Source organism: Mesorhizobium sp. BHbdii, assembly GCF_053848045.1.
The window spans coordinates 580,213-592,525 of the sequence record NZ_JBSPKX010000003.1; the positions used below are offsets into that span (position 1 = coordinate 580,213).

Below are 12,313 nucleotides of genomic sequence, written 5' to 3' on the forward strand. Positions count from 1 at the left end.
GCACAGGCACAGAGCCCCTTCAAGCGCTCAACACGGACAGTTCAGGGGACAAAAGCATCGCCCACAGCGCCGCGCGTCCCTTTGGACGCACAAAGGACGTTGTAGCACCTAACCTTGCGCATCGATTTTAGGGGGTCATGCGCTAGCGTTTCCGGTTGCGCATCAGCGCTTCGAGATCGCTGTCGCCCCCTTCGGGAAGCATCAGCCGCACATGCGCGTAGAGATCACCGTGTCCGCCAACTTTTTCCGGCAAGCCCCTGCCCTTCAGCCGCAGGACCTTGTCCGAGCTCGACCAGGCGGGAACATTGACCGCAACCTTGCCGGTCGGCGTTTCGACCGCCACCTTGGCTCCCAGCACGGCATCCGCCAGTGCAACCGGCAGGTCGGCGTGGAGGTCCCGGCCTTCGACACGATAGCGCGGGTGCCGCCGGAAGCGGATCTTGACCAGCGCGTCGCCCGGCTGCCCCGGCCCTTGCTCGCCCTGGCCTTTCAGCCGGATGGTCTGGCCGTCCTCGACATAGGCTGGCAGCTTGACGGCGACCTTGCGCCCGTCCGGGAACATCGCCGTTACCTTCTCCGCAGTCGCCGCTTCCTCGATGGTGATGTCGAGCGTCACGTTAAGGTCGGCGCCGGACGGCGCCTGCCGGCCGGCGCCCATGCCGGCACCGCGAGAGAAGGTCTCGCCGAATATCTGGCTGAAGATGTCGCTGTTGCCGTCGAACGGATCGCCGCCCGGACGGCTTGAGCGAAACTCGAAACGTGAGCCGCCCGGCCCTTGCTGCCGGCGAAAACCGGCGAACGGATCGGCGCCGCCGGCGGCACCCTCGAAACCTTGAAAGCGCGGCTTGCCCTCGGCGTCAATCTCGCCGCGATCGAAAGCCGTACGGTTCTTCTCGTCGCCGACGATTTCGTAAGCCTGGTTGGCTGCGGCAAACCGCTCCTTCGCCTTGGGATCCGGATTCTGGTCCGGATGGTACTTCTTGGCGAGTTTGCGGTATGCCGATTTTATGTCCTTGGCCGATGCGTTCTTGGCAACGCCCAGCACCTCATAGGGGTCGCGCATGCTTCCTGCCCTGGAGAAGAAGTGAGTCCACGATTGCCATCTATATGCGCTCGCATAGGAAGAAATTCCAGTGGCGCGCGGTCATATGATGGTGGAAAATCAGAGCGCTTTGAAGTCCTGCATCCGCCAGGCGCCGGCGCCGGCCAGGCACACCTCGCCCTTGAACAGGGCTACGCCGTCGAAGCTTTCGCGCGACGCGGTGAAGCGGCGGCAAAGCTGGCCGTTGTCTCTGGACTCCGCCAGTTCGGTGATCGAGCCGCGCGAACCGGTATCGGAATTCGCCCAGGGAACGGCCTGCCCGCCAAGTTCGTGGATATCGGCGGAAGACACCGCGTTGCGGATCGTCGCTTGGTCCGAGGCGCGATCCTGATCGATCGGCGAGGCAGCAGCAGGCGTGCTGCTGGTCAGGATCGTACGGTCGACCTCCGCCTGCTCCAAACTGAAGCCGCCGGCACCGCAGGCCGCAAGCGGCAAGGCGACCAGCACGATCGCGACCTTGACCGCAGCCTGGGCGCTGGCCGAAGCAATAAGGCTCCATTGCCTGCTGTCAAAAGGTTGCGCGATGCGCGACAATCGGCAATCTCCCCGGCCGGCAATAGAATTTGGGAAAACTATGAGCGAAACTGAGTTAACAAGCGGTGACTTTACCGAGGCTGCCGAGCCATTCCGCCTGTTTGCCGCATGGCTCGACGACGCGACGAAAAGTGAGATCAACGATCCCAACGGCGTGGCGCTGGCGACCGTCGATGCCGAGGGCATGCCGAATGTGCGGATGGTGTTGCTCAAGGGGTTCGATGAAAGCGGATTTGTCTTCTATACGAATTTCGAGAGCGCCAAAGGCCGCGAGATTCTTGGCAGCATGAAGGCGGCAATGTGCTTTCACTGGAAATCGCTGCGGCGGCAGGTGCGCGCACGCGGGCCGGTGGAAATCGTTACCGAGGCGGAAGCGGACGCCTATTACGCTACGCGTCCGCGCGGCAGCCGCATCGGCGCTTGGGCCTCGAAACAATCGCGGCCGCTGGAGAGCCGCTTCGCACTGGAAAAAGCCGTTGCCGAATACACGGCGCGCCATGCGATCGGCGAGATCCCACGGCCGAAACACTGGTCGGGCTTCCGTATCGTGCCGCAGACGATCGAGTTCTGGCACGATCGGCCTTTCCGGCTGCACGACCGCCTCGTCTTTTCCCGCAACGCGGAGGGCGGCTGGGACAAGACGAGGCTTTATCCCTAACATTCAGGCCATCAACTTCTTCGGGAAACGATCGGGATGAAAATGCCCATTATCGGATTGAAGAGTTTTGATCGCAGAACGCTAGGTTATTTCTTCCTGGTCATGAAGGCCATCAAGGCGGCGCGGGCCTCGTCGGACTTGAGCCGCTCGCGGAAATGCTCGCTTTCCTGGCCAATACGGGCAACAAGGTCTTCACGCGAGCCGCGCATTAGGTCACGCGCGATCTTCAGCGCTTGCGGCGGCTTGGCCGCGATTTGACTGGCCGCTGCCAGGACGGAGGCTTCGAGCTCGTTATCCTCGACCACCGCGTAGATCAGTCCGGCAGCTTTCGCCCGCTCGGCAGAAAAACCTTCACCGAGGCCAAGCAGCGCGAAGGCCCCTTGCCGGCCGAGAATCTGCGGCGCAAGCAGGCTCGACCCCGCCTCGGGGACCAAGCCGAGATCGACGAAGGGCGTGCGGAATAGTGTGCGCGGCGTGGCGAAGGTCAGGTCGCAATGCAGGTTGAGCGTGGTGCCGATGCCGACCGCGATGCCATCGACGCCGGAAACCATGGGCTTTTCCGTCCTGGCGAGTGCCATCAGGAAATCCCAGACCTCGGTGCCGCCCTCGCCGCCGGTGGCGACGACCATAAAATCGGCAAGGTCGTTGCCGGACGAGAAGGCGCCTGAAACACCGAAGAAGACATGGACGCGGATCGCCGGATCGGCGTCGCCCTCGGCAAGCGCCGCCGACATTCTCGCATACATGGCGCGCGTCAGCGCGTTCTTCTTGTCCGGACGGTTCATGCGGATGATCTGGATGGCGCCCTGGCGCTCGACGAGGATGTGGTCTGTCACGGGTGATCCTTTGTGAACGTCAGCCTTTTCGTGAAACGGCAACCTTGTGGATGTCAGGCAGAAATCAGTGTCTTGCCCGCAGCGGCAAGGCTTTCGGCGCCGCCGATGACGCGCTCCTTCAGCGCGCCCGCCTCGCCAAGCAGGTTTTCGGCGAAGAAACGGCAAAGGGCGACGCGGCTTTGGTCGGCAAGCGCGCCGCGTGCCAGATAGGCGCCGCCCGCCGCAAGCGAGATCAGCCGCAGATACGACGTAGCACCGGCCAGCGCCTCGTCCGAGCGCCCGTCGGCAAGCAGCCCTTGCAGGAAACGCGTCGCCTTGCCGAGGTCGTCGAGCGCCTGGTCGAGAGCATCGGCGGTGCGGCCAAAACCCTTGGGATTTGAGGTCCGCACTTCATTGGCAACCGCTTTTAGTTCGGCGATGTAACCATGCACATGCTCGCCACCGCCAAACGGCAGCTTACGCGCCACTAGGTCGATCGCCTGGATGCCGTTGGTGCCTTCGTAGATCGGCGCGATGCGCGCGTCGCGATAAAGTGCTGCCGCACCCGTCTCCTCGATGTATCCCATGCCGCCATGAACCTGCAGCCCGAGCGAGGCGACCTCGACGCCGACATCGGTGGAAAAGGCCTTGGCCAATGGCGTCAACAGATTGGCACGTTCCTGCCAATGGATGGCTTCATCGCCGACGGATACGCGCGCGTAGTCAATGGCATGCGCGCAGGAATAGCTGATGGCGCGTGCAATCTGGGTCAGCACCTTCATGGTCAGGAGGTTGCGCTGCACGTCGGGGTGATGGACGATCGGCGCCATGCCGTTGCCATCATAGCTCGCGGCCTTACCTTGCCGGCGGTCATTGGCATAGGCGAGCGCCTTCTGCGTGGCCGTTTCGGCGACCGCCACGCCCTGCATGCCGACGGCGAGCCGCGCATTGTTCATCATGGTGAACATGCAGGCGAGGCCCTTGTTTTCCTCGCCGATCAGCCAGCCGATCGCACCAGGCGCCATCCCTTCGAAACCGTCGCCATAGATCATGGTGCAGGTCGGCGAGGCGTGGATGCCCAATTTGTGCTCCAGCCCGGAACAGAAGACATCGTTGCGTGCGCCCAGCGCGCCATCCTCGCCGACAAGGAATTTCGGCACCAGGAACAACGAAAGGCCACGTGTGCCGGCCGGCGCATCCGGCAGCCGCGCCAGCACTAGGTGGACGATGTTGTCGGTGAAATCGTGCTCGCCATAGGTGATGAAGATTTTTTGCCCGAAGATGCGGTAGGTGCCGTCGCCGGACGGCTCGGCGCGGGCGCGCAACGCATTCAGGTCCGAGCCCGCCTGCGGCTCGGTCAGGTTCATCGTGCCCATCCATTGGCCGGAGACGAGCTTTTTCAAGTATTTGGCCTTCAGCGCCGGTGAGGCGTGCTTGTCGAGCGCTTCGACCGCGCCCATGGTCAGCGTCGGGCCGATGCCGAAGGCCATGGCGGCGGAGTTCCACATTTCGAGCGCAGCGACGCCCAGCATGGTCGGCAGCGCCTGGCCGCCGAATTCCTCCGGTGCCGACAGCGCGTTCCAGCCGCCGTCGATCCAGCGGCGGTAGAGCGCCTTCCAGCCGGGCGGCATGGTGACGGCAGCGCCGCTCAGCACCGCGCCTAGTTCATCGCCGATCTTGTAGAGCGGCGCGACCTCCTCTGTGGCGAAGCGGCCGGCTTCCGCCAGAATGGCGTCGACGAGGTCTTCGCCAAGCTCGCCAAAGGAGCCGGCGGCGAGCACCGGCTTCAGGCCGGCCACATACTTCAGCGTGAAGGCGATCTCCTCGACCGGTGCCCGATACATGCCGCTCGCTCCTCCTCTGTCCGGCAGGGAAACTTATGATCCGTGCGGACACAAAACCATTCGCTTTTGGGTCGCCGCTCCCGCCTTCTTTTTACGTAAACGTCAAATTTTGTCACGCGGATTTTGCATTTGGAGCTGTTCAGGCTAAAATCGGCAAAAAGCCGGACAAGCCGACCGGCGACAGACCAAGAATACTGGATCGGACCGCACGTGCTCGCCAGACCTGACGCCTATCGCTGCATCGAATGCGGCCTGCCCTATCGAGCGGCAGGTTTTTGGCACCATCGGGGCAAGATCGAGGTCGGCTCCGCCTATTGGTCGGATCGCGGCATTCTGTGTTCGCCGAAATGCTCGCTGGCCCATCATCGCAAACGCGAGGCTGAGGGAACGCTGCCGCAGGCGCCGGCGCCCGACCTGTTCCAGATCCAGCCGCTCTCCCCTCGTTGATGGCCAGCAAAACCATAACCGGCCGAATTGCGGCATCCGCCACGGACCGCCGAAAGCATTTCCTTAACCATGGCGGTTCAGGATCAGGCTTTGGCCAGCAAGGATCTGCTGTTTGAAGCCGCCGGCGCACCCTCTCCGCCGCCTAGGACTCCTCGTCGCGACCGCGATGATAATGGCGTTGGGGCCGGCACAAGCCTCGGATTTCTCCGAGCCGTGGAAGGCCGACCGGGCGCTGGTGATCGACGCCTACGAATACAATTCCATCGATTGGGCTGAACTTGCGACCGACAAGCGGATCGTCGGTTTCATCAACAAGGCGTCCGATGGGATGCCGCCAGCCTATTTCTGTTTCGGCGACGAGACCGAGACGCGGCTCTGCAAGGCGCTGTGGAAGCGCCATGCGGTGGCACAGGAACTGTTCCAGACGCGCAAGGTGGTGGCCAAGGCGCTCGGCCTGAAATGGGGCGCTTACCACCTCGCCCGCCCCGGCAATCCCGTGGGACAGGCCAATAATTTCATCAACTTCGCGAAACCTGGTCCGGATGACCTGCTCGCCCTCGACATCGAGGATGACGACCCCACGAAATGGATGTCGCTCGAGGATGCAGAGGAATTCGTCCGCCATGTGCATCGGCGGCTGGGCCGCTTTCCGGTGCTCTACACCAACGGCAAGACCGCCAGGCACATCGCCGACAACAAGTACAAATACCGGCTCCTGTCGCGGCTGCCGCTCTGGTATGCGCGCTACAAGCCGGACATCGGCGTGCATTTTCCGATGGGCAACTGGCAAGGCTACGCACTCTGGCAGTTCTCGGCAAAAGCCAATTGCGGCCGGTTCCGCTGTCCTTACCGGGTGGCCGGCACGCCGAACGATATCGACGTCAATGTCGCACCGATGGATGCCGCCACATTGCGCGCGCAATGGCCCTTCGGCGGCCTGATCGACGTGCAGCCGGACTACCTTGCCTCGATACCGGTGCCTCTCTCGCGCGAGGCCGGCCTTGCGGGCAATGCCATCACCTACGCCACCGTGGTGGCACCATCGACCTTCACCGAAATCACCGCCATGTTCAGCGCCCGCTGGGCCAAGTTCCGCAGCAGCTTTCAAATGCCTGCTGTGAAGACGTTGCTGCGCCTTCCGCGCGGGATTGCCGAATATGTGGCCTGGACGCGGAACGAAAAGCACTCGGCATCAGCGGTTGAAGCCACGCCCGCCGCCGGCGATCCGGTCAGCACCGCATCAACCGAGTTCGACCATGGCCAGCGCTAAAAGCTGAAAGCCGTTCGGCGTCAGCGCGCCTGCTCGCGCGCGACGGCCTGCCAGCCGATGTCGCGGCGGCAAAAACCTTGCGGCCAATCGATCTGGTCGAGTGTGGCATAGGCTCGTCTCTGCGCCTCTCCGACCGTACCGCCGACAGCCGTGACGTCGAGCACACGGCCGCCATTGGCGATCAGCGCGCCGCTGTTGATGGCGGTACCGGCGTGAAAGATCTCGACGCCATCGCCAGCGGCCTCTTCGAGGCCGCGGATCACCGAGCCCTTTTCCGGCGTGCCGGGGTAACCCCTTGCCGCCATCACCACGGTGAGCGCCGCCTCGTCGCGCCAGCGCACGGAGGTATGTGCAAGCTGGCCGTCGGCAGAAGCGTTGAGCAGGACCAGGAGATCGTCCTTCAGCCGCATCATCAGCACCTGGCATTCCGGGTCGCCGAAACGGGTGTTGTATTCGATCAGCTTCGGCCCCTCGCCTGATATCATCAGCCCGGCAAACAGCACGCCGGAAAACGGTGCGCCAAGTTCGGCCATGCCGCGCATGGTTGGCTCGACGATCTCGCGCATGGTCCGGTCGATGATCTCCGGCGTCATCACCGGAGCCGGCGAATAAGCCCCCATACCGCCGGTGTTCGGGCCGATGTCGCCGTCACTGAGGCGCTTGTGATCCTGTGCGGTGCCGAACGGCAACGCGGTGGCGCCGTCGCACAGGCAAAAGAAACTCGCCTCCTCGCCGGTGAGAAACTCCTCGACCACCACCTCGGCGCCGGCCTGTCCGAAGGACCCGTCGAAACAGGCATCGAGTGCGGCCAGCGCCTCGGCCAACGTCATGGCGACGGTGACGCCCTTGCCGGCGGCGAGGCCGTCGGCCTTGATGACGATCGGCGCGCCCATCTTTTCGACATAGGCCCTGGCCGAGGCCAAGTCGCCGAAGCGGCCATAGGCGGCGGTCGGGATATCGTATTTCGCACAGAGGTCCTTGGTGAAGCCTTTCGAACCTTCCAGCCGCGCCGCCGCCCGGGATGGGCCGAAGACGCGAATGTTCGCGGCGCGGAGGTCGTCGGCAATGCCGGCAACCAGCGGCCCTTCCGGCCCGACCACGACGAGGTCGATGTTTTTCTCCGTGCAGAACCGGGCCACCGCCGCATGATCGGCAATGTCTAACGTCACCAGTTCGGCTTCGTGGCCGATGCCCGGGTTGCCGGGGGCCGCGTAAAGCTTCGTCAGCAGCGGCGAGGCCGCGATCTTCCAGGCCAGCGCATGCTCGCGGCCGCCGGACCCGATCAACAAAACACGCATGCCCAGATCCCTTGCCATTCCACGATCAGGACTGCGCTATTGCGCCCCGGACGATGGGTCAAGACATTTGGGAGAGTTTGAAGCAATTCCACACGGGAACGAGAATGGGTCGGCCTGCTTGATGCTTGACGGCGTTCGCCACTGCTGCCACTCCAACACTATGGAACCCATCCAATCGAAAGCCAACCAGGGCCGCGTCGCCGATGCGCCGAGCGGCCACTGGGTCTACCGCATTCTGCCGCGCTGGCTGTGGCCTTATGCGCAGCTTGCCCGGTGGGACCGGCCGATCGGCTGGCAGTTGCTGCTGTGGCCGTGCTGGTGGTCGGCAGCCCTTGCCGCGAGTGCCTATTCACGCCCTACCGATACGCTGCTCTCGCTGCTGCCGACACCTTTGTACCTGCTGCTGTTCCTGATTGGCGCCATCGCCATGCGCGGCGCCGGCTGCACCTATAACGATCTGGTCGACCAGGATATCGACAACCAGGTGGAACGTACGCGCTCACGGCCGCTGCCGGCGGGAAAGGTCACGCGCCGGCAGGCCTGGGCGTTTCTCGTTATCCAGGCACTGATTGGACTCGCTGTGCTTGTGCAGTTCAACGGCTTTGCCATCCTGCTCGGCATCTGCTCGCTCGCCGTAGTCGCCATCTACCCATTCATGAAGCGGTACACCAACTGGCCGCAACTGGTTCTCGGCCTTGCTTTTTCCTGGGGTGCGCTGATGGGATGGGCGGTCGAGTTCGGCGATCTCGACGGCCCGCCCGTCATGCTCTATATCGGCTCGATCCTGTGGGTGATCGGCTATGATACGATCTATGCGCATCAGGACAAGGAGGACGACGCCATCGTCGGCGTGCGCTCGACCGCACGCCTGTTCGGCGACAACACCAAGACCTGGCTCGTCGGGCTTTATGGCGGGGCGCTGGTCTGCTTCGCCATCGCCTTCGCGTCGGCGCAGGCGCCCGTGCCGGCGCTGGCCGGACTGATCGCCGCCGGAGCGCATATGGCGCGGCAAATCGCAGTGCTGGACATCGACGATCCGGACCAGTGCATGCTCTTGTTCAGATCGAACAACCAGGTCGGCTGGCTGATCTTCCTTGGCCTGATCGGCGGCGCGCTGTGGGTGGCGTTGAAGCCGCTGGTGTAGCTATCCGCGCGAAATGATCTCCTGGCCGCCAATCACCAGCCTGAGGCCGAGATCGCCGGCCCTGCGACGGGCGAGGAAGCGCGGACGACGCGTGGTCGAAACCCGACCCTTGCGGCGGTTCTGCGCCGGCAATGTCTTGATGGCGGCGCCAAGCGATTCCTCCAGCGTGCGGGCGATGCCGTCTGATTCGATCAGAAGCATCGGCAGACGGTAGGCATCGGCCCAGGCACGCCAGTCGGCGGCGACATCCTCGAGATCGTCGGCCACTAGCAGCGGCACCGACAGCATCGGATCATTGTGCAGAAGCTCCAGCGTCACCGTGACATTGCCATCCGGATCCTCCATCGCGCGGGCGGCCACGCCACGAAACGCGTTGGCGGGCAGAGCGATGAACGCCGGCACGCCGCTCATCTCCAGCATGCGGCGAATGACGGCGCCACGGTGGTCGATGGTGAAGGTAACGTCGCCATAATCGTCGCGCGTGGCGTAGCTCACCACGTGCGGCAGGCGGAATGGGTCGAGGCGCATGTTGCGCCCGGCCCAGACTGGCTTCAGTCCAGTGTTCATATTGTGCCTTTCCTGTCTCTCCTGAGAGCCGGTCTTCCGGTTCTCCGGGCCGGTTTTTCCAGCCTCGTTGTGGAGAAACATTAGCGCGGGCTTCTTATCGCAGCGCTTAAGAAAGTCGGTTAAATTTTGCTGATCTCGAGGGGATGGTTATCGGAATGCAACCATTCACAAGACGTCGAAAGGATCAGATAACCTTACCGGGATTCATGATGCCGGCCGGGTCGAAGGCCGCCTTCACCCTGCGCATCAAATCGATCGCCATCGGCGGCGCTGTCGCGATCAATTCATCCCGCTTCAGCTGGCCAATACCGTGCTCGGCCGAGATCGAGCCGTGAAAGCTGCGCACGACATCGTGCACGGCCTTGTTCATGGCGTGATAGAGCCCGAGAAACGCTTCGTCATCGCCGCCGACCGGCCGGGAGATATTGTAGTGGAGATTGCCGTCGCCCATATGGCCGAAACACACCTCGCGCGCACCGGGGCTGACCGATTGAACGGCGCCGGCCGCTTTTTCGATGAATTGCGGGATGGCCGCCACCGGCACAGAGATGTCGTGCTTGATCGAGGCGCCTTCGGGCTTCTGCGCCTCGGGCAGCACCTCGCGGAAATTCCAGAAGGCATCGCCCTGCGCGATGCTCGCCGCAATCACTGCATCGCCGACGATCCCCTGCTCGAGGCCGGCTGAGAGCACCTCCTCGATCAGGGCCATCGCATCCTCCGCCGAGCGCCCCGACGAGATCTGCATCAGCACATACCACGGCCAATCCCCGGACAGCGGCCGCACGACGCCTGGCGCGTGCAGAAGCGTAAAATCGTAGGGTCTCTGGCCGATCAGTTCGAAAGCGGTGAGTGCAGCGCCGGCGCGATCCATCGCCAGGCTGAACAGGGACAGTGCCGCCTCCGGCGAGGACAGGCCGGCAAAGGCCACCTCGCGCCCCGTGGGCTTGGGGAAAAGCTTGAGCACGGCGGCGGTGATGACGCCGAGCGTGCCTTCAGCGCCGACAAACAGGTTCTTCAGATCGTAGCCGGTGTTGTCCTTCTTCAGCTTGCGCAGATCGTCGAACACCTCGCCGGTCGGCAGCACCACTTCCACGCCGAGGCAGAGCTCACGCGCATTGCCATAGGCAAGCACGCCGGTGCCACCGGCATTGGAAGAGAGATTGCCGCCGATCTGGCAGGAGCCCTGCGCGGCAAGCGACAGCGGAAACAGCCGGTCGGCGGCGTCGGCCGCTTCCTGCAGCGTCTGCAGGATGACACCGGCCTCGACGGTGACGGTGTTGGAGAGGAGGTCGATCTCACGGATGCGGTTCAGCCGCGACAGCGACAGCACGATCTCGCGGCCGGACATATCCGGCACCTGCGCGCCGACCAGCCCGGTGTTGCCGCTTTGCGGCACGACCGGCGTTCCCGTCTCGGTCGCCAGCCGCATGATGCGGCTAACCTCGTCGACGCTGCCCGGCCTCAGCACCAGCGCCGTTCGGCCATGCCAAAGGCCGCGCCTTTCTATGAGATAAGGCGCGATATCCTGCTGGTCCCGAAGCGCGTATTTGTCGCCGACGATTGCCGCAAAGCGGTCGATGAGGGCGAGGTCGATATCCCGGGATATGTCGTTCATAGGTGGAAACTATGGTGCCCAATCGATCTTGTCACGAGGGGCGGCAGCGCGCGAAAGCCGGTCGTTGATCGCCTCGCCCAGCCCGTCGAACGGAATCGGCTCGACGGCGATTGTCTTGGCGCCGCTGCGATCGAGATCCTGCATGTGGGAAAAGAGGTTGGCCGCGGCTTCGCGCAGGTCGCCGGTCTCCGAAAGGTTGCGCAAAGCGGCAGCACCTTGCCAGCCTTCGGCACGGCGGGGGCCGAACGCCAGCAAGGCTTCGCCCTTTGCGACTTTTGCGGCGTTGACCCGCACCGCAGCACCCGGCGCGTAATGCGAAGCGAGCATGCCCGGCGCCTCGATGCCCGTCGCACCGCGCGACAGCGTCGTGCCGGCGACCGCTTCAATCTCCTCGGCGGCAATGCCTCCCGGTCGCAGCAGCCGCAGCTTTCCGCCCTCGATCTTGACGATCGTCGATTCGAGCCCGACGGACGTTGCGCCGCCATCGACCACCAGCTTGATTTTTGCACCGAGATCCGCCGCCACTGCCTTGGCTGTCGTGGCGCTGATCTTGCCTGAGGAATTGGCGCTGGGCGCTGCGAGCGGGCGTCCGAGCCTGGCGATCAGTTCGCCGCCAAAGCCTTTCGGCATGCGCAGCGCGATCGTATCCAGCCCGGCGGTGACCAGCGGATGAATGCCGCTGCCGGGCCGCTGCGGCAGCACCATCGTCAGCGGTCCCGGCCAGAATGTCTGCGCCAGTCTTTTCGAGAGGAAATCGAACAGCGCGATGTCCTCGGCCATCGCCAGATCGGCAACATGGGCGATCAGCGGGTTGAAGCGCGGCCGGCCCTTGACCTCGAAGATGCGCGCCACGCCGACGCCATTGGTGGCGTCGGCGGCCAGCCCGTAGACGGTTTCCGTCGGAATGGCGACGACATCACCGCCTTCGACCAGCGCCAGCGCCCGCTCCATCGCCTCGCCGGCGGCAAGTATCTCAGCCACTCTCATCACCTTACAGAAGCAGGACCTCACAGATGTGG

12 protein-coding genes are annotated in these 12,313 nt (G+C 63.8%); 4 read left to right on the plus strand and 8 right to left on the minus strand.

What is annotated here, in order from left to right; all coding sequences use genetic code 11:
• Nucleotides 1–142: 142 nt before the first annotated feature.
• Together ACWTU8_RS19605 and ACWTU8_RS19610 are read right to left on the minus strand one after the other, a co-directional pair.
• The gene (locus tag ACWTU8_RS19605) at nt 143–1,063 is read right to left on the minus strand and encodes a DnaJ C-terminal domain-containing protein (RefSeq protein ID WP_455849454.1); all 921 of its coding nucleotides are present in this window, start codon (nt 1,061–1,063) and stop codon (nt 143–145) included.
• A 99-nt stretch (nt 1,064–1,162) separates the two neighbouring features.
• On the minus strand, nt 1,163–1,636 hold the full coding sequence (locus ACWTU8_RS19610) for an RT0821/Lpp0805 family surface protein (RefSeq protein ID WP_455849455.1): 474 nt from the start codon (nt 1,634–1,636) through the stop codon (nt 1,163–1,165).
• Nucleotides 1,637–1,676: 40 nt separating this feature from the next.
• Here ACWTU8_RS19610 and pdxH point away from each other — a divergent pair, with 40 nt between their 5' ends.
• Nucleotides 1,677–2,294, plus strand: coding sequence for a pyridoxamine 5'-phosphate oxidase (gene pdxH, locus ACWTU8_RS19615; protein ID WP_029355567.1), 618 nt, complete (start codon nt 1,677–1,679; stop codon nt 2,292–2,294).
• Between the two features lie 86 nt (nt 2,295–2,380).
• On the opposite strand, the gene ACWTU8_RS19620 is transcribed toward pdxH, so the two are convergent.
• Nucleotides 2,381–3,130, minus strand: coding sequence for a crotonase/enoyl-CoA hydratase family protein (locus tag ACWTU8_RS19620; RefSeq protein WP_455849456.1), 750 nt, complete (start codon nt 3,128–3,130; stop codon nt 2,381–2,383).
• 53 nt (nt 3,131–3,183) lie between these two features.
• Nucleotides 3,184–4,953 carry an acyl-CoA dehydrogenase gene (locus ACWTU8_RS19625; protein ID WP_455849457.1) on the minus strand — a complete coding sequence of 590 codons (1,770 nt, stop codon included), beginning with the start codon at nt 4,951–4,953 and terminating at the stop codon, nt 3,184–3,186.
• A 210-nt stretch (nt 4,954–5,163) separates the two neighbouring features.
• Between ACWTU8_RS19625 and ACWTU8_RS19630 the strand changes: the two genes are divergently transcribed.
• Both ACWTU8_RS19630 and ACWTU8_RS19635 read left to right on the plus strand, forming a co-directional pair.
• Nucleotides 5,164–5,400, plus strand: a complete 237-nt coding sequence (locus ACWTU8_RS19630) for a hypothetical protein (RefSeq protein ID WP_127210006.1) — start codon at nt 5,164–5,166, stop codon at nt 5,398–5,400.
• Between the two features lie 172 nt (nt 5,401–5,572).
• Entirely contained in the window at nt 5,573–6,670 is a 1,098-nt protein-coding gene (locus ACWTU8_RS19635; protein WP_455849458.1) for a glycoside hydrolase family 25 protein, read from the plus strand.
• A 20-nt stretch (nt 6,671–6,690) separates the two neighbouring features.
• Here ACWTU8_RS19635 and purD read toward each other — a convergent pair whose 3' ends face one another.
• Entirely contained in the window at nt 6,691–7,968 is a 1,278-nt protein-coding gene (gene purD, locus ACWTU8_RS19640) for a phosphoribosylamine--glycine ligase (protein ID WP_455849459.1), read from the minus strand.
• A 160-nt stretch (nt 7,969–8,128) separates the two neighbouring features.
• Here purD and ubiA point away from each other — a divergent pair, with 160 nt between their 5' ends.
• Nucleotides 8,129–9,112, plus strand: coding sequence for a 4-hydroxybenzoate octaprenyltransferase (ubiA, locus tag ACWTU8_RS19645; RefSeq protein ID WP_455849627.1), 984 nt, complete (start codon nt 8,129–8,131; stop codon nt 9,110–9,112).
• On the opposite strand, the gene ACWTU8_RS19650 is transcribed toward ubiA, so the two are convergent.
• The 3 genes from ACWTU8_RS19650 to ACWTU8_RS19660 form a co-directional block, all read right to left on the minus strand.
• Nucleotides 9,113–9,679 carry a DUF6101 family protein gene (locus ACWTU8_RS19650; protein WP_455849460.1) on the minus strand — a complete coding sequence of 189 codons (567 nt, stop codon included), beginning with the start codon at nt 9,677–9,679 and terminating at the stop codon, nt 9,113–9,115.
• Nucleotides 9,680–9,863: 184 nt separating this feature from the next.
• On the minus strand, nt 9,864–11,294 hold the full coding sequence (locus ACWTU8_RS19655) for an FAD-binding oxidoreductase (RefSeq protein ID WP_455849461.1): 1,431 nt from the start codon (nt 11,292–11,294) through the stop codon (nt 9,864–9,866).
• Nucleotides 11,295–11,303: 9 nt separating this feature from the next.
• Complete coding sequence (locus tag ACWTU8_RS19660) at nt 11,304–12,275, minus strand: L-threonylcarbamoyladenylate synthase (RefSeq protein ID WP_455849462.1); 972 nt, start codon at nt 12,273–12,275, stop codon at nt 11,304–11,306.
• Nucleotides 12,276–12,313 lie beyond the last annotated feature (38 nt).